Source organism: candidate division KSB1 bacterium, from assembly GCA_034506255.1.
GTDB classification, from domain to species: Bacteria; Zhuqueibacterota; Zhuqueibacteria; order Zhuqueibacterales; family Zhuqueibacteraceae; genus Coneutiohabitans; species Coneutiohabitans thermophilus.
Genome location: JAPDPX010000003.1, coordinates 152,519 through 173,271, shown reverse-complemented (window position 1 = coordinate 173,271; position 20,753 = coordinate 152,519). Strand labels below are relative to the sequence as shown.

Below are 20,753 nucleotides of genomic sequence, written 5' to 3'. Positions count from 1 at the left end.
TCTCACGGGGAGTTAGAATTCGATGCGATGATTCTTGCGGGCCACCAGCACGCTCTGGCTGGAGGAGCGGATCTCCATGCCGACTTCATAGTTGCCCGTCAGCCGGCCGGGGTTTTTGATCAAGCCGAGCTGCAGCTCCACGTTGCGGCCGGGCGGGATCATGGCACCCAAACCGGTGCGCTGCACCCGCACCTGATTGCGTTCGCGCACCAGCTTGAACCCGCCGTTGATGCTGGTCGAGCTGGCCACCCGCAACAGGCTCAAATCGAACTCTGCCGGAAAATCGAGGATAATTTCCGCGCGGGCAGCGAGGGAATCACCCGTGGTGAAACGGATTTCGTACAGCGAAACCTCGCCCGGTTGTGCCGCCAGCGCCCGCACCGTGACGGGCCAATCCCGCCGCGCGGCAGCGGTGGGGCTGTTTTGTGCCTGGCCGGAGGCGGAGCTCAGCAGGCTGACCGCGAGGGCCACCATCAGGCACCCGGAGAGGCATCTCGAGTTTCTCATGCGCTCCTCTTTCTGTATCAGCGAAGTGACATTGTTTCGGGGTGAGACAAGAAAGCAGTTGTTAACATTTGAACTTTCGGTAACCGGCGACCTTTTGTGCAAATCCCAAGCCATGAGGGTTGACCCCGGCGTTGCAAGGAAAGCGATGACCTGGCAGCAGTTCGAAGGGGGAAGGGATGGACGGCACTATAAGGAGAGCAAAAATTCCCGGAAAGTATCACAGATGCTGCAACCGCAAATCGTTCTGCTCCACGGCATGGCATTTCACGCCACACGCTCCACAGCCGGAAAAGGACACGGCCGCTTCCATCACGCAAACACCGGCGGCGCGCCGGTGCGATCCCCGCCGCCCGGGTTATTTGAACAGCGCACGCAGCAGAATGAGAAAACCCTTGCCGTCGTTCTCGGTCAGCTTCAAATTTTTTTCCGCACGCTTGAAATTCGGATTGATGCGCAGCGCGGTGCGAAACTCCTCCAGGGCGCGCAGGAAGAGATTGCGGCACTGAATCAAATAAGCGATGCCGAGATGGTTGTGCAAATCGGCATACTCGGGATAGTTTTGAATGGCTTCGCGCAGCTTGTCGGTGTAGCGCTGCACGAAGGCGTCGTCACGGCCCTTGCCGCCGTACATGAATTTGAGATAAAACTCGTTTTCGTAGTGGCTGAAGGCCTCCGCCTGCATCTCCTGCCGCATGGCTTGCAGCTCGGCAGCGGCCCGGCCTAACTCGTTGCGGCTGAGGTGTTCCCGGCATTTCACCAGCCGGCTGTGGTCGTGGCCTGCCGGCATTGCCTGCAGGACGCGCTCCAGTTCTTCACGCACCTGTTCGCGATGCGCCGGCAGTTCGGCGAGCGTGCCGCGCACCGCCGGCGAGGCCAGCATGCTGAGATGGGCAAGCGTGCGCAGCAGGAGGGCGCGGAAAAATTTGGGGTTGATCTGCAGCGCCGTTTCGAAGGCCTGCAGCGCCTCGGCATACTTCTCCTGCTCGAGATACGCCACGCCGAGATTGCAGTAGCCGTCGGCATATTGCGGGGCGCGCTCGAGACCCTCGCGCAGAACTTTTTCGCTGCGGGCAAATTCACCGCGGCGCAGATAGGCCATGCCCAGGTCGTTGTAAGCATGGGGGGAGTCGACGTCCAGCGTGATGGCGAGCTCGAGGGTGGCAATGGCGTCGTCCAGCAGATTCTTCTGCAAAAAAAGCCGGCCGAGTTTGAGGCAGGAGAGCGGGTGTTTCACTTCGCGCACTTTGTCGGCGATGTGAAACAGCAACTCCATTTCCGCCACCATGTCCTGATGGATGGCATGCAGCTTCCGGGCGAGATGTTGATCGCCCGCCTCCCCGTTCATGGGCACTTCGCGCTGCGCAACGATGCGGCCATGATCGAAAATGTGAGAGATGATCTTGGCGTTGCTGGCCGAATAGCTCGTTTGCACATGAAAGCGATGGCCTCCGGCCTGAACGTCACTGTTCAATCCGAGGTGTGGCATGATTGTGTCTGAAAGTAAACTGCACGACTGTTCCTGAGGTGAAGGCAGGTTCTTTCCAATCCTGCCCGCGCCGACGGGTCATGCCGGCAGATGCGCCCCCGCTGGCGGAGACGGCGGACTGCTCCGGCCAACCAGTGGAGCGGTGTGCATTCCACGCACCGGCACGGTTTATTCCGCGGAGACCGGCGAAGCTTCCGTCTTCTTCGCAGTGGAAGCCCTGCCGCTCTTGTCCTGGTCGGCGGTTTCGTTGCCGCCGGTGGTGGACGTGGCCTGGTCGGCTTTGCCGTCGCCGTTTTTTGCGCCGGCGTTCTTGTAATCTGTCAAATAAAACCCACTGCCTTTGAAGATCAAACCGGTGCCGCCGGAGATGCGGCGCGTCACCCGGCCGCCGCAATGCGGGCACTTTTCCACCGGCGGCGCGGTGATGCTCTGGAAAATCTCCGTAGTGCGGCCACAGGAAGAACAGTCATAATCGTAGGAGGGCATCATCTTACTCCAGCTTGCCTGGCAATCCCGTGCGCCTCCATCTCAAAATCGGAAGATCGCACAGACGGACGCACATCTGTTGTTTGTTAGCTTCATCTGCAAAGCGTGCCGATCAAAACAACATTCAGCGCACTGCCGGGGCACAGAAAACAGCCCCAGCGGTGCAAAATCCACACGCCCGGGATACCGCTTTGAAAAAGCGGATCCCCGTGCTCGATGAAATTAGCATGAAAATACTTTTCTAGTAGACCCTTCAGGATCGGTGCCTGAGGGCACTACAGAGCTCTTTTTCATTCTGATGGGTGCCGCGCGCGGCATGGCAGTTACTACTACAACGTTAAGTTCCAAAATCCGCTCCACAATCAAAACTGTCATTCCGGAGGAATCTTCCTTAGTGCCGGGATTGAAGCCTATTCCCGCGTTATCCCAAGCACTCAAAAAGATTCTTGCAGAATGACTTTTGGGAGCGGACGTGCCAACTTGACGTTTTACTATTATCACGAAAATTGCGGGAGTGCCACGGCCAAGCCGTGGCAGAGCAAAACGGAATCGTTACTGCGTTTTCCTTTCGAAACACCAACACGCGGAGTGGCCACACCGAAAAGGAAAACCTTGCGGCGTTCCTGGCGGCGTGGCCACTTTGCGTTTACCACGGTAATGGCTTTCGTAGTAGACGCTTCGGGATTGGTGCCTGAAGGCCCTACTACGAAAGCTCATTTTCATCATGATGGGTGGCCATGCGGGCATGGCAAATTTCCCCGGCGGCAATGGAGGAGTATTCGAACTGAGCCAGCGACATCATTTTCAGTTATTCGCAGATTTCAACTTCATGGGCATTGCCTACTCGCCCCCAAAAAAATCCGCCGGCGCAACGCGCCTGCTATCGCCAGCCATAGTACCGCAACACGTTGCGAATGTCAAGGATGAATTTGAGGGATACTGCCGGCTGCAAGCCGCGAGCCGGAGACCAAACTCAAGGTATGCCCAACGCGATTTGCTGCTTTGTAAGCACGCGCATGGCGTCGCACGCTGTGCTGTTGTCCGGAACTCCCGGCGTTGCCGGGGTGATCGCAGTTCAGCAACGCCGGCCGGCCGTGGTTGCAAGCGGCTGCTGTGCTCTGATGGTGCGGCAGTCATCCTGCCGGCAGGCAGATGCCATTTTCACACTCGCAGGCCCAGGGCCTCAAAGCTGTTAAATTTCCACCTGCTGCAGCGTTTCCTCCAGGCGTCGCATGGCCGTGCGCAAGTTCTCCATCGAATTCGCATATGAAATGCGCACATGCTGGCGGCTGCCGAAGGCCTCGCCGCCGACCAGTGCAACACCGGCATGCTCAAGCAGCAGCTTCACCAGATCAGCCGGCGCGGCAATTGTTTGTCCGAAAAGCCGGCGGCCGAGCAAGGCACTGACATTCACAAACAGATAGAACGCGCCGCCCGGCAGGCAGGCCGAGAGCCCCGGCATGCGATTGACCGCGGCGTGCACGAAATCGCGACGCCGCTCGAACTCGTCGCGCATCGCAACCAGCGTCTGCTCATCCATCGCCAGGGCCGCGCAACCGGCCTCCTGGGAAATGGAGCAGGGGTTGGAGGTGGTATGGCTCTGAATCTTTGCCGCCGCCCTGGCAATCGCAACCGGTGCCGCCAGGTATCCCAGCCGCCAGCCGGTCATGGCGTAGGCTTTCGAGAAGCCGTTGATCAAAATCAACTGCTCGCGCAGCTCGGGAAAACACGCCAGGCTGCACGTTTGCGTTTCGCGATAGACGAGCTTGAAATAAATCTCATCCGCGAGCACAAAAATCTGCTTCTCCCGGATGATCGCCGCCAGCGCCGTGAGTTCAGCGACAGAATAGACTGCACCGGTGGGATTGCCCGGGCTGTTGAGAATGAGCAGGCGGGTGCGCGGGGTGATCGCCGCCGCCAGCGCCGCCGGCGTAATTTTGAAACCAGTCGCGTCCTCCGTGGGCACGAACACCGGCGTGGCACCCGTCATCTTCACCTGCTCGGGATAACTCACCCAGTAGGGTGCGGGCACGATCACTTCATCGCCGGGATTGCAGAGCGCCAGCAGGGCATTGTGAATCGCCTGCTTGGCGCCATTGGAGACCACCACTTGCGCCGGCGTATAAGCCGGGCCGCCGAGCGTTTGCAAATGCCGGCAAATCGCTTCACGCAATGCCAGTGTGCCGACATTGGGCGTGTACCTGGTTTTGCCCTCGCGAATGGCGCGAATGCCCGCCGCCTTGATGTCTTCCGGGGTGTCGAAATCCGGTTCACCCGCACCCAGGTCGATGATGGATTTGCCCTGGCGGCGCAATTCGGCGACCAAGGTGGTGAGGGCGAGCGTTTCGGAAGGTTGAATGCGCTGGCAGAATTCAGATTCTTGAAATTGCATGCGACGCTCTTTGGCAAAATTTGAAACACCGCATCGGGAAATTGCAGCGACTGCCGCCGGCCGGATGGTGGACGTGTCAACGCGGATCGTTCACAGCAGAAGCCCACAAATGTCTGTGCGAAACCGCCGGCGCACAAACCTGCTCTTGCAACGGCCGGGCCGTTACAAGAAAATCCGCAAGGCTTCCCCACCGCCTCCAGCCCTACCCAACCCGCTCCTCCCGGGGTGAGAATACGGTCAGACGAGTACGAATTAGGGTCAGTCCCAAATCACTGACCTGGCAATGACTGTTTCTGCAACGACCTGGGCGTTGCTTCAAACACCCCGGATTTTTCCCGAGGCCGGCTGTTTTGACACTCCGGCTCAGCCGGAATGGGCACGTTTTCTGACAGACACGAATTAAAACGCCTCTCCCGCCATGATGGAACAGATACACGCGACGTTTACAATGTCTTCGACCATACAGCCACGAGAGAGATCGTTTGCCGGTTTCGCCAAACCCTGCAATATCGGGCCGATCGCCTGATAGCCGGCCAGCCGCTGCACCAGCTTGTAGGCGATGTTGCCCGCGTTGAGGTCGGGAAAGATCAGGACATTGGCGTTGCCCCGCACGATGCTGTCCGGGGCCTTGCGTTGTGCGATCTCCGGCACCAATGCGGCATCAGCCTGCAACTCACCATCAAGCGCCAGGGCCGGTCGCAACTGCTGCGCGATTGTGGTGGCAAGCCGCACTTTCTCCACTGCCGCATGTGTGGCGCTGCCTTTGGTGGAGAAGGACAGCAACGCCACCACCGGCGTTTCGCCGGTCAATTTCCGGTGCGTGTCCGCCGCCGTTACCGCAATCTCGGCGAGTTGTTGTGCCTCCGGCTCCGGCACGACCGCGCAATCCGCGAAAGTCAACACCCGGCCATTGTGCGGACTCACCATCAAGAATACGCTCGACACCAGGGAGATGCCGGGCGCCATGCCGATGCACAGCAGCGCGGCCCGCAGAACCTCGGCGGTGGCAGCAGCGGCGCCCGCCACCGTGCCTGCTGCCAGACCGGCCCTGACATACGCGGCAGCAAAATAGAGAGGATTCTGCAACCTTGCAAGCGCCTGCTGTTGTGACAGCGGCTTGTGCACCTGCCGCTGCCGGAGTTCGTCCGCCCAGGCCTCGAGCTGCGGATGGCGGCAGGGGTCAATGATCTCGATATCTGCCAGCGCAAGACCAAGCTCCCGGGCGGCAGCCTGGACCTGCTGCGGGTCGCCGATCAACACCGGCACGGCCAGGCGGCGCCGGTGCAGTTCCGCGACGGCTTGCAGCGTGCGCGCCTCGGTGGCTTCGGGAAAAACGAGGCGGCGGGGCTGCTGCCGGGCGCGGGCTGCCAGGGATTCCAAAAAAGTCATGACTGTGCCAGCTTTTGCCGGATGCGCTCATTCACCGCCGGCGGCACAAAACAACTGACGTCGCCGCCGAGCCGGGCCACTTCCTTGACGATGGTGGAATTGAGGTAGGTGTATTTTTCGCTCGCCATCAGAAACACTGTGTCCAGGCCGTGGGAGATTTTGCGGTTGATGAGCGCCATCTGGAATTCGTATTCGAAATCCGAAATGGCGCGCAAGCCGCGGATCAAGACGCTCGCGCCACGCGCCGCGGCGTATTCCACCAGCAACCCGGAGAAGCTTTCCACCTCAATGCGCGGCAAATGCCGGGTGGCTTCGCGAAACATCATGATGCGTTCCGCGACCGTGAACAGGGGATTTTTGGTGGGATTGGTGGTGACTGCGATCGTGACGGCATCGAACAACTGCACGGCGCGCTCCACAATGTCGAGATGGCCGTTGGTCACGGGGTCGAAGGTGCCGGGATAGATCGCCAATTTCATTGTTATTCCCGTTGGTAGAATAACAGCCTGGTTTCACTGATGCGTCGTTCCGACCGGAGTTGTAGTCCTGAGGGTGCAGCAGGCAGGTTGAGACGAATGGAGGTTTCCAGCACCACCCTGCCGGAAGCCGCCAGCAGGGCGGGTGTGGCCAGCGCCTGCAACAGCCGGGAGTAAGCGTCGAAGGTGTAGGGTGGATCAGCCAGGACCAGATCATAAGGCGGCAGGTCGTCGCCCCGGCGAGCCAAAAAAGCAAACGCATCTTCAACCAGCACGGCGGCGTGGTCGTCAAGATGCGTTTTCTGCAAATTCATCCGAATGAGCCGGGCATGCTGGCGGTTGCTCTCCACAAAATCGACCCAGGCCGCGCCCCGGCTGAGTGCTTCGATTCCCAGACCGCCTGTTCCGGCAAACAGGTCAAGCACGCGCGCGGCGGTGAGTTCCCGCCCCAGCACGTCGAACAAAACAGTGCGGACGCGGCTGCTGGTCGGGCGCACCTGCCGGTGACGCGGTGCCAGCAACACATGGCCTTTGCGCGTGCCGGCGATCACTCGCATGGCAATCAGAGCATCTCGACAAGATTGAAGTTCAGCACCAGATCCAGATTTTCGTCGCTAAAGGTCCTGTGATCCACCGGGCAAAGGATGATTTTTGCAATCGTGATGTTGGGGTTGGCATCAGTGAATTCCTGCAGGAAGCCCTGAATGCCGGCATTGGGACCGGCGAGGTGAATCTGCATCGGCGTGCCGGCACCCGCGGCTTCTGCCTGGCCGGTGCGCAGGCTTTTAATGCTCAAGCCCTGGCGCTGCGCCAGCTCGCGCAGCCAGGTGCTGAGCTGCTCGTTGCTCATGCGATTGAGCGTGCCGCGAAAGCCGGCCAGTCCGGCGCGATCATCCATGGTGCCCGCAACCAGAACCTTGCGCAACGTGCCGCTGCTGCTGGGTTGCTCCGATTCCGAGACGGTTTTCAAATCGCTGGGCGAGACATTGGCCTGAATGGTGCTGGTCAGGCTGCCGGTGGCATCGGCAGAGGTGGAGAGAAACTCCACCAGAAAACGATTGTTGCGGTCGCCGTGATAGGTGATGAGTGTAAAGTTGTTGGGGGCGGAGAAGGAACGCAACAGCGACAGCACCGCCCACATGCCCGTGCGGGTCGAGGCCACCACTTCCCGTTCCCGCGGTGCGAGCATTTCGAAGGCCTCCACTCCGGTTGGTTCCGGCGGGGTGGTGCCCGCCATCGAATCCACGCCCGTGTTTGCTTGCGTGGCCGGCGGCTCTTCCGGCTGGGTTTGCATGGGAGGCAACTGCGTGGTGGTTTTGCGTTCGCTGCGCGGGATCATGAAAAAGACCGCGGTCAGCGCGGCCAGGATCAGGCCAAGGACAATGAGATAGGCCTTGGTGCGGGAGGAGCCTTCGCTCTGGGTCTCCAGCGATTTGCGCGCGAAGGAAGCCCCGATCGTATCGCGTTGAAAACTGGCTCCGGCGGTTTCGCGGCCAAACGGAGTTGTTCCCACATCATTGGCCTTGCTGGGCTCATCGAGGTTCACCGTTTTGGCGTAATTCTCTTCGTTTTGGCGATCCTCGCTCGCGTCGTCGTCTCCCAACAAATTGATATCGACCATTACCGGCCTCCACTCGATGATAGAAGTGATGAATTGCGATCTAGAGTTTCTTCAGCGCCGCGCCGACAGAGACCACGAAAGTTTCGGGATTCTCCTGCATGGAGAGATCGCCAACGAGAGGCGCCGTTTTCAAGCGGCGAAAGGGATTGGCGCGATCGATGCGGACGTTGTGGCTGTTTTGCAAAGCCTCGACCAGCCGATCGGTGACGTGGTCGCCGTAGACAAAAATGGCATTCAATTCCTCCACCCCCTTGCCCACCTTGTTTTCCAGGACGATGCGCCGCAATTCCTTGGAAATGATGCGCGGCAGAAAATCGCGATCGCGGTTGGTGAGATCGCTCTGCTCCTCCAGGGGATATTCCACCTCCTGCGCGGCAAAGAATTGGGCGTTCTGCAGCAGGGAGAATTGCAGATTTTCCCGGCGCACATCCACCAGGGCCACCCACGGTGTTTCGGCAAAATCGTAGTTGGCTTCCACCACGCGCTGCGCCGCAAACACATCGACGTCCACCGCGCGCAGACGCAAATCGGTGTTGTGGAAAACTTCCTTCAGAAATTCCACGATCATTTTGCGCACGATCACCACCACGACTTCGGCGAATTCCTGCCCGGGAGCCGGCTCAAAATATTCGTAGGCAATATGATAGTCGGTGAGGGGATTGATCACGCATTGTTCCACTTCCCAGTCGACGTGATCCTTCAAACTGCTGTCCTTCAGGCTCATGTCCACCGGGATCTTCTTGATCAGGACCGCATTGGAATCGAGGGTAAAAACAGCCCGACGGGCCTGGAAATCGGAGACCTCATACAGCCGGTTGACGTCTTCAGCAAATTTGTGGATCAGTGACCGGTCTTTGAAAGAAGTAATCTGCAACGGCACGCGCACCCGGCCTTGCGCCAGCCGGGTGATCTTGGCCTCGCCGTTGGCACGGGAGATTTCTGTCAGGCGCAGCGTTGTCTCTCGAATACTTACGCCCACAATCCCTTGCGAAGAAGCGTCCACCATAGTCGTCCCAGCCGTTCACCTCGTGAAGACGATTCAACCCAACCGCGGTACATTTTGATTGTCACTCGAGCTGACCTGCGGCCTGCCTGCATGGCGACCCTGACAGCCGGATTGCTGCACATTGTCTTTTACTATCGACAATGATCGGATTTTGGCGAAGGCGTCCCGTCCTGTGTCAGGCCTTTGCGCTATTCAACGGTCACCAGTGGCGTCAACTCAGCCAGCCGTTTTCGGCCAATGCCGCGGACTTTTGCCAGCTCTGCCACGCTGCGAAAGCGACCGTGCTGCGTGCGGTAGTCGACGATGCGCTGTGCCGTCACCGGCCCGATACCGGGCAGGGCCAGCAATTGTGCGCGCGTGGCGGTGTTGAGATTCAAGCGCGCGGCCAATTTCACAGAATCGGGCAGGACCGTATCCGCGGCTGCCGGACGCGCGGGCGGCTGCACCGTCCGGATGAATTCATCCATGAGCGCGGTCTGCTTTGCATCAAGCGCTGGCGGCGGCAATTGCTGGCGGTAAAACATCACAATACAGCCGGCACCGAAAGTCACCAACAAAAAAATGGTCGCGCGCTGTTCCTGTTTGGTCAGCCCCCACATGGGCACCCGGTGCGTTTGGGCCCGAATCATCTAGGCCGGTTTGTACGAATCGCAGGTTTCAGGAAAATGCTTCCTTCATCTTCTGGAAGAAACTCCGGCTGTCGGACGGCGGCTTCAGCCCGTCGAGCTTGGCAAGCTGTTGGAAGGCCTCGCGCTCCTTGGCTGAGAGTTTGGTTGGAATCCACACCAGAACCCGCACGAGCTGGTCGCCGCGGCCATAGCCATTCAAATGCGGAATGCCTTTGCCGCGCATGCGCAGGATGCGGCCCGATTGCGTGCCCGGCGGAATCTCCAAAATCGCCTCGCCGTCCAGCGTGGGAATGGTGACCCGATCACCGAGCACGGCCTGGGTGATGCTGATCGGCAATTCATAAAGAACATCATCGCCATGACGTTCAAAATGCTGGTGCTCCCGCTCACCAATCACAACCACCACGTCGCCGGGTGCGCCCCCGCGCGGACCAACATGCCCTTCACCCCGAATGGTGAGGTAATTCCCGCTTGCAACCCCGGCAGGAATCTCAACCGACAACGTTTTCTCACCTTCCACCCGGCCCTGTCCGCGGCAGGACTGGCACACTTCCTTGACAATGCGGCCTTCCCCTTCGCATTGCGGGCAGGTGGTCACGTTGATGAACTGTCCAAAAATCGTGTTCGAGCGTTGCCGAATCTCACCGCTGCCACCGCATGCCGGGCAGGTGACCGGTTTGCTGCCCTTGGCGCCGCCCGAGCCCTCACACGCTTCGCAGCGGAGGTAGGCTTTAATCTTGATCTTTTTGGTGACGCCGGTGGCGATCTCTTCGAGGGTGAGATTCAAACGCACCTGCAAATCACTGCCGCGCGGGCTTTCGCCGCGGCGCCGGCCGGAACGACCGCCCCCGAAAAATTCGCTGAAAATGCCCTCCGACATGAAGGTACGCAGAGCATCCGAAAGATCGAATTCAAAATCACTGAAGCCACCGCCCGCGGCACCGCGCAGACCGGCATGGCCAAAACGGTCATAGGCCGCACGCTTCTGCGGATCCCGCAGCACTTCGTAGGCTTCCGCGATCTCCTTGAATTTCTCCTCTGCCGTCTTGTCGCCGGCGTTGCGGTCCGGGTGATACTGCATCGCCAGCTTGCGATAGGCTTTCTTGATGTCCTCTTCCGAAGCACTCTTTTGCAGGCCGAGTACCTCGTAATAGTCTCGTTTGGGCATGATCGCGTTTACCGGGTGCTAGGCCGCGTTCGTGGTTGAAGGCTTCTTTTCTTCACTGACAATCACTTGCGCCGCGCGCAAAACACGATCGTTGTACATGTAACCGCGTTGCAACTCCTCCACCACCACGCCCGCGGGCTTGCCCTCCACTTCCTTCGCCGAAACCGCCTGGTGGAAAAGGGGATTGAACTCCGCGCCAACCGTGGTCATGGGCTTGACGCCACGATCCTCCAGCACTTTGAGAAACTTTTGGTGAATCAGCATCATGCCATTGAGCAGGGAATCGTAATCCCTGGTCAGGTCCTGGGAATTGAGCGGTCGTTCGAGATCGTCGAGAATCGGCAGCAGCTCGATGATCAGGCTGGCGAACGCGTTTTGCAGGCGGTTGTTGAAATCGCGGTCGGTGCGCTTGCGGAAATTGTCGAGCTCCGCGGCCAGCCGCAGATAGCGATCTTTCAAGCTTTCATGATCGCTCACCAGCTTCTCATGCGCCGCTTTCAGTTTTTCCAGTTCGGCATTCGTGCTCTTGCGCCTGGCAAACAGCCGCGGTTTTCTGGCACCCTCTTCGCCGGCCCCCTCCTCGAGCGGGGCTTCGTCAAATGCACCACCCCCACCTTCCGCTGACGGTGCCTCTGCCATCGCCACCTCGGCCGCTGTCTCCTCCACCGTCTGCTCCGAAGTTGCCGCTTCCGCTGCATGGCCATTGCCATTGCTGGTGCCTTCCAGCACAGGGTCAGCCGTGACCGCCATACTCTCCGCGCCCTCCTCTGCAGCAGTTGGAGGTTGCGACTGCGCAATGGGGACTTCTTGATCGTTCTTGTTCATGGTCCTGGTGTGCAATCCTTTTTTTTCCAATACAACGTTCAATTCGCGTTTGCAGACTGCCGCCACTGCATGCCCGCAGCCCTGCGGCGGACGAAGCAGCCGGGGTTGCACACGCGCCCCGCTGACTGAGAGAATGCGGGGCGGTGTTTTCCGGGGTCAACGGCCATTAGTTTATGGAACTGCTGCCGGCCACTTCCTCCGTCAGGATGTTGCTCAGCGCCTTGGCCATGAAATCGACCAGCGCCACAACTTTGGAGTAGTGCATGCGCGTCGGCCCCAGCACCCCGAGCGTGCCCGAAACACCGCCGATGTGATAGGAGGTCGTGATCAGGCTGCAATACTTGATCAGCTCTTCGCGATTTTCCTCGCCAATGGCGATTGACAAATCACCCATGCTGTCGTTCTGCTCGAAGAGGTGGATGAGAATTTCCCGGCGCTCCAGCAGATTGAGCACATTGGAGAGCTTCTGCTGATCGGAAAACTCCGGCTGCGCCATGATGTTGTTGGTGCCGCCGAAATGGAGACTGCGATGAACCACCTGTTCGAGCTGGGGCGCCATCGAATAGGCTATGGTCAGCGCCAGCTCCGGGTTGGGGATATTGAGATCGCGCAACCGGCCATCGAGCGTGCGCTTGATCTCCTGCAGACTCAGGCCGTGCAGGCGCTCATTGATCACCTCCGCGGTGCACTCCAGCACCTCGCGCGAAACTTCTGCATCCATTTTGAGCATGATCGTGCGCACCAGGCCGGAGTTGATGGTCAACACCATCAACACCTTCTTCTCCGCCACCGGCACCAGCTCAATTCTGGTGAAAATCCCCTGAAAGAAACGCGGGGACAACACCACGCCGAGCTGGTTCGACACCCGCGCCAGCACTTGCGACGCGGCATCGAGAATGACCTCGACTTCCCGGGAGACACGCACGAGCTGATCGGTGATCTTCTGCTTCTCCTCTTCCGAAAGCGTCTCCACCCCCATCAGGGAATCGACATAAAAACGGTAGCCTTTGTCGGTCGGCACGCGGCCCGCCGAAGTGTGCGGATGGGTCAAGTAGCCGCGCTCCTCAAGGTCGCCCATGACATTGCGGATGGTGGCTGAACTCAAAGTCATGCCGACTTTCTTGGCGATCATGCGGGAGCCGACCGGCACCGCGCTACGGACGAAGTTCTCAACAATCAAGTTCAGAACCAGTCGTTCGCGCTCCGTCAGCGACTCATGACTTTTGCTCGCTTCCATTTTTTGTTAAATGGATTCGATGATATTCTCAGGCATGAATGGCGGCGATGGTCAACAAAATTTGGGTTTTGGCCGGGGAAGATACTACATTTGCTTCCGCTAGTCAAGCAAAAATTCCCCCGGGCAACCGGCAGGATGTTACAGAAAAACAATTCGTTGTAACAATTGGCCCTGCATTTGCAGTCAAAAACAAAAGGCCTTGGCGCTTCATTCTGCGCTCCAAGGCCTTTTGTTCACAACCAGGTGTGGCACCTTTTGGGACGAGAGGCCACGTCAAAACATCTCCCTTGGGGAGTTTTCACTGCGGCGTCCCAGCCGTGTCATCAGAGGTCATTCCCGGCGGGCGCACCTCCGGCTGATGCCAGCGCAGTGGCTGCAGAGGTTGCTTCGCCCATGCCTGGTCATCCTCAGGCGCCGCGGCGATGGCCTGCAGCAGCGTCTGCAAATACTCCCGGAATGCCGCAAGAGCCAGACCGGCGAAATCAGGCGGTGCCACCGCCAGTTTGACCAGCGCATTTTCGAGATGCTTGAGTGCACCGTGGCGGATGCGCCGACGGATTTGATGATGCGCGGCTGCCGCTTGAATCAAACCCTGCACAAAGAAACGCCAGGCTTCCGGGTGGCGACGCCAAATTTGCTCCCAGACTTCGTGCGCCTCCCAATACGCGCCGGCATTGAACAACGCCACGCCGCGGGCAAGGTCGTCGCGATCCTGCTCACTCAGCTTCGGCGTGAGCTGCGCGGCGTGCGGGGGCGCCGGCCGCAGGCGGTACCGGCTCGATGATTTCACCGAGCACGGAGCGGATGGTCCATTCTTCGGCTTTTTGATAGGCCTCATTGAAGTCCAGCATCGCGATGGTTTCCCACGGGCAGTATTTCGCGCACAGTGTGCAGCCGATGCAGCGGGTGAGATCCACTTCGACGAGCTTGTGCACAGTGGGATTGTTCGGATCCGGTCCGGGCACCACCACGATGCAATCGGGCGGACAAAAATCGATGCACACCATGCAGCCCGTGCAGCCGGCTTGGTTGATCACCGCGAGCTGCTTGGGCCGCCGTGTCTTGCGCAACTGAATCGGCTTGTCGTACTTGGGATCTTTCAGCGCCATGAATGCTCCTGCCGTGCAAGGTGAGCGTTTCCGCCCGTTGAGCGGGCGCCGGCCAAAAATGTGAATCGTAATGTAAAATTCTCCCCCAGAAATGCAATCCGTTTTTTCGCAGCAGCCGGCGCGAGCCGATGCGTGATGACTGGTTTTGCCGCTGGCCATCGCCACCGTGCCCGCGGCCGGATGAAATTCCCGAGATCCAACCGCAGCAGGGCAGGCGGACAGCGTACCATATAATTCCGCGACATGGAAACAGCCGGGCAGCCATTTCCCTGCGCCGGATGCCTCGGATTGTTCCTGTTGCAAGATCAGCGTGCACGCACCGCGGCGAGGCCGGGGAAACGCGCACTCCCGCCCAGCATCTCCTCGATGCGCAGCAGTTGGTTGTACTTGCAGATGCGGTCGGTGCGCGAAGCGCTGCCGGTTTTGATCTGGCCGGCATTGGTGGCCACTGCGAGGTCGGCGATGGTGGCGTCCTCGGTTTCGCCGGAACGGTGCGAAATCACCGCGGTGTAGCCGGCGCGCTGCGCCATCGCGATCGCGGCCAGCGTCTCGGTGAGCGTGCCGATTTGATTGACTTTCACCAGAATCGAATTGCCCACGCCCTGTGCAATGCCGGCCTGCAGCCGCCGGGTGTTGGTCACAAACAGATCATCACCCACCAGTTGCAGCTTGTCGCCCAGCTTCGCGGTCATTTCCTGCCAGCCCGCCCAATCGTCCTCTGCCAGGCCGTCTTCAATCGAGATGATCGGATATTTCTTCGCTAGCTCGGCATAATACGCAATCATTTCGGAGGCGCTCAGGCTGCGGCTTTCCGATTTCAGCTCGTAGACTTTGCGCTCCTTGTTGTAAAACTCGCTGGAAGCGGGATCGAGCGCAATGCAGAAGTCCACGCCCGCTTTCAAACCCAGGGCTTCGGCTGCCTGCATGATCACGATCAAGGCTTCTTCATTGGATTTCAAATCCGGTGCGAAACCGCCTTCGTCACCCACCGCGGTGTTGTAGCCCTTCTTTTTCAAAACGGCTTTCAGGCTGTGAAAAATTTCGGTTCCCATGCGCAGCGCCTCGGCAAAGCTGGTGGCGCCCACCGGCATCACCATGAATTCCTGCAGGTCAACATTATTGTCGGCATGTGCACCGCCGTTGATGATGTTCATCATCGGCACCGGCAGCGTGCAGGCGGAGACGCCGCCGAGATAGTGAAACAGGGGCAGATCACAGGCCTGCGCCGCCGCCTTGGCGACGGCCAGCGACACGCCGAGAATGGCGTTGGCGCCGAGCTTGCTTTTGTTCTCGCTGCCGTCCAGCTCGATCATGGTGTAATCAATCTGCATCTGCCGGGTTGCTTCCAGGCCGACGACCGCCGGCGCAATCACTTCATTCACGTTCCGCACCGCCTGCAACACCCCCTTGCCGTTGTAGCGTCTGGGGTCTTTGTCGCGCAGCTCGATGGCTTCATGCTCGCCGGTGGAGGCGCCGCTCGGCACCGCCGCACGGCCAAGCAGGCCGTTTTCCAAAACTACATCCACCTCAATGGTGGGATTACCGCGGGAGTCCAAAATTTCGCGGGCATGGACTGCGACAATCGTGGTCATAAAATCTCCTTGCAAATGACCGGCGGCAGGATCAGAGACCGCCGGTGGTGTGAAAATGCTGCAACTGCGGATGCCGCTTCTGCCCGGCGGAATGCCGCCAGCGAGCGGGAAGGCAGGTGTACCCTGTCAAATCCAGTCTGCGCAGCGTGGAAAATTTCCCATCGTCATCACTCGGTCAGATGATTCTCAAGTCGAATTTTGCCTCGTGTCTGCAGCGATCGCGATCGATGAATTCGACATGGTTTGCCCAATTACTCACCGGGCACACTTTAAAACCGCCGGGGGCCACCAGTCGTTGTATGGTGTTTATTCATCTCGCCCCCGCGGTTCACTCTTTGGGATGCGTCTGCCAGCGGGAATTGACCCGCTTCGGCCGCCTCCTCCACCACCTCCACTTTCAGCAGATTGGTCTTGCTGCTTGCGCCCGGCGGCAGGCCCGCGGCAATCACCACTTTCTCGCCCGGCTGAACCAGGCCGTGAGAAAGGGCGATTTCCTTGCACTTGGCGATCAACTCGTCGGTGTGTTCGTATTCGCGTTCGATATGGACGGGATAAACGCCCCACACCTGCGCCAACTGCCGGGCCGTGGCCAGCACCGGCGTGATCGCCACGATCGGCACCATGGGGCGGTAGCGAGCGATCATGCGCGCCGTCGCGCCCGATTGCGTTGGCGTGAGAATGGCCGCCACTTTCAAATCCACGGCGATGGCCGCCACCGCATGACTGATGGCCGCCGGCACCGTCACCTCACCGCGCGTGCGTTCCACCGGCAGCCAGTTTTTCACGGTCAGGCGCGTTTCCGCGGCACGCAGAATGCGATCCATCACTCGCACCGTCTCCAGCGGATACTGGCCCACCGCCGTCTCCTCTGACAACATCACGGCATCGGTGCCGTCGAACACGGCGTTGGCCACATCCGCGGCTTCGGCGCGCGTGGGGCGGGGATTTTCGACCATGGACTTCAACATCTGGGTGGCGGTGATCACCGGTTTGCCGAGCTGGTTGCATTTCTCGATCAGGTTTTTCTGCACCAGCGGCACGCGCTCGAGCGCGGTCTCCACCGCCAAATCCCCGCGTGCCACCATCAGACCGTCGCTCACCGCAAGGATTGCGTCGATGTTCTCCAACGCCTCGTGCTTCTCGATTTTGGCAATAATCGGCACCACCCGGCCAAAGTGCTGCATCAGCGCACGCAACTCTTCGATGTCTGCCGCCTGCCGCACGAAGGACATGGCCACATAATCGACCCCGGCCTGCAACCCGAAGCGCAAATCCTCCCTGTCCTTTTGCGTCAAGCCGTGCACGCGCAACGAACGGTTGGGGAGATTGATGCCTTTGTGGGAGGTTAACTGTCCGCCCGTGAGCACGCGACAGGTGATGTCGTGCCGATCCGCGTGCAAGACCCGCAGCTCGAGGGCGCCATCAGCGAGCAGAATCATGTCGCCCACCTGCACTTGTTCCGGCAGATCCGCCACCGAGATCGAGACTTCCCGTTCATTGCCGTCCACGGGGCGGTTGGTGAGCGTGAAGATCGCGCCTTCCACGAGGGTGACCGGCTCGCGCAGCGTGCCGATGCGAACCTTCGGGCCGGCCAGATCCTGCAAAATCGCCACCGGCTGTGCGGCAGTGGCGGCTGCAACACGAATGAGATTGATGCGCTGCTGATGTTCCTCATGTGTGCCATGAGAGAAATTCAGACGCGCCACGTTCATGCCGGCGGCGATCAACCCGGCAATTTGTTCCGCCGTTTCACTCGCCGGCCCGAGGGTGCACACGATCTTTGTTCGTCGCAAAATCACGGGATTGCCCCTTGCTACCATGATCACCCGCCGTTCCGCCCACAAGCCAGCCGGGCGGCGCACCGCAACCATCCGCCGCCGCGCCGGCCGGCTATTGGGTTACGTATTCGATCAACTTGCGGCCCACGAAAGTGTTGTCGCGAATGCCGCCGAACACCGCACTGCCCGGACCAAAAGCAAAGATCGGGACCATCACACCGGTATGGCCTTTGGTGGTGAAGGCGGTCCGGCTGATTTTCTTCCCGTCAACCGACCCGTCGAGCAGGCTGTAGCCACCAGTCTCATGATCGGCGGTCACGACGATCAGTGTTTCATGGTTGTTTTTGGCAAACTCCAGCCCAACGCCGACGGCGTCATCAAAATCGATCATTTCGGCGATGATGCCGTCGCTGTCATTGTCATGGCCGCTCCAGTCGATTTGCGAACCTTCCACCATCAAAAAAAAGCCTTTGCGGTTTTGGGAGAGAATGTCAATGGCCTTGCGGGTCATGGCTGGCAGACTCACTTCCCGTTTGGCGGCAGCGGGCAAATGCCCGGGGTCAAACAGGCCGACGAGCCGGGCGGGGGTGGCCAGTTTTTGAAACTCGGCGGGCGTGCGAATGGCGACACGGTCTTTGGCCATTGCCGCCCACCAATCCCGTTGGTCATCGCGCTGGCCGCCAATCTGTGATTTGGGGGTGAAAGAGCCCCAGCCGCCACCGAGCATGACATCGATTCGAGCCTGCGCCAGTTGTTCGGCAATCTCGTTGTTCTTGCCGCGGTCATCGACATGCGCGGCAAAGGCGGCGGGCGTGGCATGCGTGATCGTACTGGTCACCACCAGTCCCGTGGCCTTGCCTTTTTCCGCCGCATATTCCAGCACGGTTTTCACCGGTTGCTTGTTCACATCAACACCGATGGCCTTGTTGTAGGTTTTGATGCCTGCCGCCAGCGCGGTCGCACCGGCGGCCGAATCGGTCACATACTCGTCCGCCGCATGAGTGGTCATCAGGCCGACAACGGAAAATTCTTCGAGGTGAAGCGTGCCTTTGACCGTCTTGCCGGCGGTCACCTGGGCGACGCCCATACCGTCACCGATGAAGAGAATGATGTTCCTGGGCGGACGTTCCGCCGGCAGGCAAACGCACAACGAGCCAAGCACCAGCAGAATGGCCAAAGTCGCAGCACGAAGTTTTTGCATAGCGAAACCGTCTCCTTGTGTTCTGTCTCATCTCATCGTCTACTGTCTTCCTTGAACCGCGGGTTCGATCGCGGGCAGGGTGAGGGAGGAATCGGGATGCGCACGCTGTTGCGCGGCCCGCACTTTTTCTTCCAGAAGCGGTATTGCCTGATTCATTACTTCCTGCCACAATTCGGGATGCGCGCGGTAGTGTGCCGCAGCGGCCTGCAGCATGCGCCGGTCACAGCCGTGTGCCGCCAGGATCGAATCGGCCACTGCCGGCGTCAGGGAATCCAGTTCGGCTGCCTGCAACAGGCCGACATACACTTCGGCGAATTGGGCGGCGTCCAGCAGCGGGTTCTTCGGCTCACGCTGGCAGCCTGGCAGCAGCAAAACCACGCTCATCACCATCAGGCGCAGGGCGGTGATCGCGCATGCCTCGAACCGTTTCCGCGGTGCCGGCCAAACCGCGAGGAGCCGGGCTGGCGTGCCCGTGTGCGCGCCGGCGCAAGATTTCGTCATTTTCGAATAAACTCGACGCGCTGATTCACCTTTTTACTCTCGACCGTGTTGACATCGCTGAGCGGCCGGGTCTCACCCCAGCCTTTGGTGCTGAGCTGTTGTTCGGGAATCCGGTATTGTGCGATGAGGTGATCTTTGAGAGCTTCGGCGCGCGCCTGCGACAGTTTGACGTTGTCGCTTTCCGATTCCAGTTCGTTGTCATGGCATTCGATGGAGATGTTCAACGTGGCATCGGCGCGCAGGAGATCGGCCAATTGCTTGAGGGTGGGGGTGGAGCGTGGCAGAATGGTGGCTTTGCCTGCTTCGAACGAGATGCCATAAGCCACGATCTTGCCCGAACTGTTGAGCTGGTTCGAGAACGGTGCCGGGCCGGCGGCAACGGTGAAGTTGGTGAACCAGCACTTGTCATCGCCGGCGTCTTCCTCATCCGCGCCGGCGAGTAAAAGCTGCAAACGGCTGGCTTTGAAATCGCTGCTTTTGGGGAGGTTGAGCACACGCTCATCGTCCACATAGCATTTCAGGCTGCTGCCATCCACCTGGACGGCAAGATGATGCGGGCCGCCGGTGAGATCCAGGTTTTTTTCTGAAGTCAGGCCGGATGACATGCTGAAAAAGAAGGAAGGCGGTTCCAGGGCGAGGGAAAGCCAGTCGTCCTCCGCGGCACCGATGAAGTCCAGACGGTAACGGCCGCTGTAACCCTGGGGCGTGACGTTGAAATCCATCTCCACCGTGAATTGCGGCGGTAGCTTGAGTTCGAGGGGAGCGAGCGTCACCCGATCCTGCGCATGCAGCCAAAACTGCCTGCTGATTTGCAACACGCGCACCTTGGCGTTTTGCGGCTGCATTGACCAGGCAGCGGGCGGATCGCCGGGCCGGTCGCCGGAAAAATCATCATAAAACAAAACCTGATGGCCGGGCATGTAATCGTAGCTGGTCCAATCAATCGGCGCGCGGGGCAGGGGTTGCGCCTGCAGGCTGGCGCACGCCAGCAGCAGCCCCAGCCATCCGCCGCGGCTTTTAGGCAAAGCAATCATGTGTCTTTCTCCAACAACGGATGCGTGAGCCTGAGCGCGCAATTTAACAGAATTTGGGGAAAGTACAAGCGCGGGATGGATGGGGAGGGCGATTTTTTTCCGCTGTGATATTGCTGCCTGCGCTGCTCACTTTGCAACCCTCTGTGCCAAAGCGAAGGTTCACACGCACACGCAAATTGGAATGAAGCGCAGGCACACCACGCGCAACTTCGCGCGCTTGATGGCAGGCGGCCGGGCCGCGGGATGACTGCAGCTTGCTTGTGAGGGAGAAGGTCGCGCCAAAGCATCACTCCCCGGGCGCTTTTTCAGGAACACG

The 20,753-nt window shown here is 59.6% G+C and carries 19 protein-coding genes and 1 pseudogene; all 20 read right to left on the bottom strand.

Features of this window, described 5'->3' with window-relative positions; all coding sequences use genetic code 11:
• Positions 1-12: 12 nt before the first annotated feature.
• Positions 13-507 carry a hypothetical protein gene (locus ONB52_06915; protein MDZ7415879.1) on the bottom strand — a complete coding sequence of 165 codons (495 nt, stop codon included), beginning with the start codon at positions 505-507 and terminating at the stop codon, positions 13-15.
• A 355-nt stretch (positions 508-862) separates the two neighbouring features.
• Positions 863-1,993: a tetratricopeptide repeat protein gene (locus tag ONB52_06910; GenBank protein ID MDZ7415878.1), complete on the bottom strand. Its 1,131-nt coding sequence runs from the start codon at positions 1,991-1,993 to the stop codon at positions 863-865.
• A gap of 168 nt (positions 1,994-2,161) precedes the next feature.
• Entirely contained in the window at positions 2,162-2,482 is a 321-nt protein-coding gene (locus ONB52_06905; protein MDZ7415877.1) for a zinc ribbon domain-containing protein, read from the bottom strand.
• Between the two features lie 1,189 nt (positions 2,483-3,671).
• Positions 3,672-4,871, bottom strand: coding sequence for a pyridoxal phosphate-dependent aminotransferase (locus tag ONB52_06900; GenBank protein ID MDZ7415876.1), 1,200 nt, complete (start codon positions 4,869-4,871; stop codon positions 3,672-3,674).
• A 399-nt stretch (positions 4,872-5,270) separates the two neighbouring features.
• A complete protein-coding gene (pta, locus tag ONB52_06895; GenBank protein MDZ7415875.1) occupies positions 5,271-6,260 on the bottom strand; it encodes a phosphate acetyltransferase in 990 nt (329 codons plus the stop codon).
• Positions 6,257-6,739 carry a pantetheine-phosphate adenylyltransferase gene (gene coaD, locus ONB52_06890; protein ID MDZ7415874.1) on the bottom strand — a complete coding sequence of 161 codons (483 nt, stop codon included), beginning with the start codon at positions 6,737-6,739 and terminating at the stop codon, positions 6,257-6,259. Before coaD ends, pta begins: the two co-directional genes overlap by 4 nt.
• Before the next feature lie 2 nt (positions 6,740-6,741).
• Complete coding sequence (rsmD, locus tag ONB52_06885; protein MDZ7415873.1) at positions 6,742-7,293, bottom strand: 16S rRNA (guanine(966)-N(2))-methyltransferase RsmD; 552 nt, start codon at positions 7,291-7,293, stop codon at positions 6,742-6,744.
• A gap of 5 nt (positions 7,294-7,298) precedes the next feature.
• Positions 7,299-8,357, bottom strand: a complete 1,059-nt coding sequence (locus ONB52_06880) for a hypothetical protein (protein MDZ7415872.1) — start codon at positions 8,355-8,357, stop codon at positions 7,299-7,301.
• A gap of 40 nt (positions 8,358-8,397) precedes the next feature.
• Complete coding sequence (pilM, locus tag ONB52_06875) at positions 8,398-9,336, bottom strand: pilus assembly protein PilM (protein MDZ7415871.1); 939 nt, start codon at positions 9,334-9,336, stop codon at positions 8,398-8,400.
• A gap of 215 nt (positions 9,337-9,551) precedes the next feature.
• A pseudogene (locus ONB52_06870) lies at positions 9,552-9,743 on the bottom strand (ComEA family DNA-binding protein).
• Positions 9,744-10,020: 277 nt separating this feature from the next.
• Positions 10,021-11,160 (bottom strand): molecular chaperone DnaJ, encoded by a 1,140-nt coding sequence (gene dnaJ, locus ONB52_06865; GenBank protein MDZ7415870.1) that lies wholly within the window; start codon positions 11,158-11,160, stop codon positions 10,021-10,023.
• Between the two features lie 18 nt (positions 11,161-11,178).
• Positions 11,179-11,985: a nucleotide exchange factor GrpE gene (locus ONB52_06860; protein ID MDZ7415869.1), complete on the bottom strand. Its 807-nt coding sequence runs from the start codon at positions 11,983-11,985 to the stop codon at positions 11,179-11,181.
• A gap of 166 nt (positions 11,986-12,151) precedes the next feature.
• Positions 12,152-13,222 (bottom strand): heat-inducible transcriptional repressor HrcA, encoded by a 1,071-nt coding sequence (gene hrcA / locus ONB52_06855; GenBank protein MDZ7415868.1) that lies wholly within the window; start codon positions 13,220-13,222, stop codon positions 12,152-12,154.
• A 298-nt stretch (positions 13,223-13,520) separates the two neighbouring features.
• On the bottom strand, positions 13,521-14,012 hold the full coding sequence (locus ONB52_06850; protein ID MDZ7415867.1) for a DUF309 domain-containing protein: 492 nt from the start codon (positions 14,010-14,012) through the stop codon (positions 13,521-13,523).
• Positions 13,939-14,331, bottom strand: coding sequence for a 4Fe-4S dicluster domain-containing protein (locus ONB52_06845; protein MDZ7415866.1), 393 nt, complete (start codon positions 14,329-14,331; stop codon positions 13,939-13,941). The genes ONB52_06850 and ONB52_06845 overlap by 74 nt, the downstream gene beginning before the upstream one ends.
• 305 nt (positions 14,332-14,636) lie before the next feature.
• The gene (eno, locus tag ONB52_06840; protein MDZ7415865.1) at positions 14,637-15,923 is read right to left on the bottom strand and encodes a phosphopyruvate hydratase; all 1,287 of its coding nucleotides are present in this window, start codon (positions 15,921-15,923) and stop codon (positions 14,637-14,639) included.
• A gap of 269 nt (positions 15,924-16,192) precedes the next feature.
• Positions 16,193-17,743, bottom strand: a complete 1,551-nt coding sequence (gene pyk, locus ONB52_06835) for a pyruvate kinase (GenBank protein ID MDZ7415864.1) — start codon at positions 17,741-17,743, stop codon at positions 16,193-16,195.
• Between the two features lie 70 nt (positions 17,744-17,813).
• Positions 17,814-18,902, bottom strand: a complete 1,089-nt coding sequence (locus ONB52_06830; GenBank protein ID MDZ7415863.1) for an alkaline phosphatase — start codon at positions 18,900-18,902, stop codon at positions 17,814-17,816.
• A 39-nt stretch (positions 18,903-18,941) separates the two neighbouring features.
• Positions 18,942-19,403 carry a hypothetical protein gene (locus ONB52_06825; protein ID MDZ7415862.1) on the bottom strand — a complete coding sequence of 154 codons (462 nt, stop codon included), beginning with the start codon at positions 19,401-19,403 and terminating at the stop codon, positions 18,942-18,944.
• On the bottom strand, positions 19,400-20,437 hold the full coding sequence (locus tag ONB52_06820) for an OmpA family protein (protein MDZ7415861.1): 1,038 nt from the start codon (positions 20,435-20,437) through the stop codon (positions 19,400-19,402). The genes ONB52_06825 and ONB52_06820 overlap by 4 nt, the downstream gene beginning before the upstream one ends.
• Positions 20,438-20,753: the final 316 nt, after the last annotated feature.